This is a genomic window from Streptomyces katrae (assembly GCF_000966975.1).
Lineage (GTDB): Bacteria > Actinomycetota > Actinomycetes > Streptomycetales > Streptomycetaceae > Streptomyces > Streptomyces katrae.
The window spans coordinates 1-1,976 of sequence record NZ_JZWV01001583.1; the positions used below are offsets into that span (position 1 = coordinate 1).

Below are 1,976 nucleotides of genomic sequence, written 5' to 3' on the forward strand. Positions count from 1 at the left end.
TCTCGCAACACCCCCTAAGCCCCCGGCAGGGTCAGCACCGCCAGGGCGCCGCCGCCTTCCGCCGTGCGGAAGTCCAGGCGGGCGCCGATCGCCTCCGCCTGGCCCGCCGCGATCGTCAGGCCGAGGCCGTGGCCCTTGCCGCTTCCCTTCCCCTCGCTCCGGAACCGCTGCGGACCGTCGTCCAGCAGGTACCGGGGGTATCCGTCCCCGTGGTCCCGTACCGACACCACCGGGCCGTCCACGGTCACCACCACCGGTCCGCGCCCGTGCTTGTGCGCGTTCACGACGAGGTTCCCCAGCACCCGCTCCAGCCGCCGCCGGTCCGTCTCCACATGGGCGTCCCGGAGGACCACCACCTCCGTGTCCGTCCCCGACGCCCGGACCACCCTCCGTGCCAGCCGTGCCAGCTGGTGCAGGTCGGTGTCCACCTGCCCGCTCCCGGAGTCCAGCCGCGAGATCTCCAGCAGGTCCTCCGTCAGCTGCCGCATCGTGCGCACCCGCTCCCGGACCAGCTCCGTCGGCCGGCCCTCCGGCAGCAGCTCCGACGCCGCCTGCAGGCCGGTCAGCGGGGTCCGCAGCTCGTGCGCGACGTCGGCCGTGAACCGCTGCTCGCTCAGCAGCTTCCGCTGCAGGGTCCCCGCCATCGTGTCCAGCGCGCCCGCCACCGTCGAGACCTCGTCCGGGTGCCGCGAGGGATCCTCCGCGCGCGGGTCCGCGACCCGCGCGTCCAGGTCACCCCGGGTGATCCGCCGCGCGACGGTCGCCGTCTGGTTCAGCCGCCGTGTCACCCGGGTCACCGCGAAGGCGCCGACCAGCAGCGTCCCCCCGATGGCCAGCACCGACGAACCGATGATCGCGTTGTCCAGCCCCCTGATCGTGCGGGCGCTCTGCCCGTAGTCGACGGACGTGGCCAGGGCCCGCCCGTCCGCCGGAGCGGCGGCCCACATCACCGGCCGCCCCTGCCGGTCCTCGGCCACGACCGTCCCGCGCTGCCCGCTCACCGCCAGCGCCCGCAGCGGGCCGGGGAGCCCCTGGGGGTCGATCCCCGACTCGGGAGGCAGGGCCTCGCCGGCCTCGTAGGCGAGGGTGACGTCGCGCAGCTTGCCCAGGGCCTTGTCGCGGGCCGTGGCAACGGTCTGCCGGGTCACCTCGACGTGCACGAGCACGCCCAGCACCGCCGCGAGCGAGCAGCACATCACCACGATGAAGCAGGCCGACTTCCACGTCAGCGTGGCCGTCCAGGCGGGCAGCAGCCGCCTCACGGCGCACCCTGCGCGGACACCGCGGGCACCGCGGGCACCCGCACGATCTCCTCCCGCGCCGGCAGCATGGTCCGCTGCTTCGCGTCCCACGACCAGGCGGTGATCAGCTCGTACCCCGGGTTGCCGCTCGGCACCCGCAGGATCACGTCCTGCCCGGCCAGCTCCACGCTGATCACCGTCTGCGTCGTCGCCATGATCCGGTTGAGCCGTCCGTCCTCGTCCGCCGTGTACACGCGTACGGACATCATCCTGTCGGGGAACTCGACCCCGACCACCACCTCGTCCTTGCCGTTCCCCGTCAGATCGCGGTAGTACGGCGCCAGCACCGGACAGGCACCCGGAGCCTGCCCCTCCCGCCCGCACGCCCGGATCGCGGCCGCGGTCTCCGGCGGCATGCCGTCCGGCCCGACATCGGTGTTCGGGTGCGCCCGCAGCTCGGCCTGCACCAGGGCCACGGGGTCGACGGAGTGCACGTCCTGGCCGGTGACCGGCGGCAGGCCCTGTACGTACTCCGGCGGCGCGCCCCCGGGATCGGCGGGCGGTACGACCGCACCCTTGCGCTCCGGCCACAGATGGACGGGCCCGATCGCCGTCGGGGTCGGCCCCGCGGAGTCGAGCCCGCCGGTGTTCCCGCACCCCGCGAGCAGCGGCAGCACGGCCGCCAGGCCCAGCAGGGCCACACCGGCACGCCTGCGCGCGCGGGCAGGGGAGGAA

General features: G+C 74.8%; 2 protein-coding genes. Both read right to left on the bottom strand.

The genetic code is table 11. The features are described from left to right. Positions 1–14: 14 nt before the first annotated feature. A complete protein-coding gene (locus tag VR44_RS39385) occupies positions 15–1,262 on the bottom strand; it encodes a sensor histidine kinase (RefSeq protein ID WP_045952502.1) in 1,248 nt (415 codons plus the stop codon). After that, a complete protein-coding gene (locus tag VR44_RS39390) occupies positions 1,259–1,942 on the bottom strand; it encodes a hypothetical protein (RefSeq protein ID WP_245692900.1) in 684 nt (227 codons plus the stop codon). The genes VR44_RS39385 and VR44_RS39390 overlap by 4 nt, the downstream gene beginning before the upstream one ends. Between the last annotated feature and the right edge of the window lie 34 nt (positions 1,943–1,976).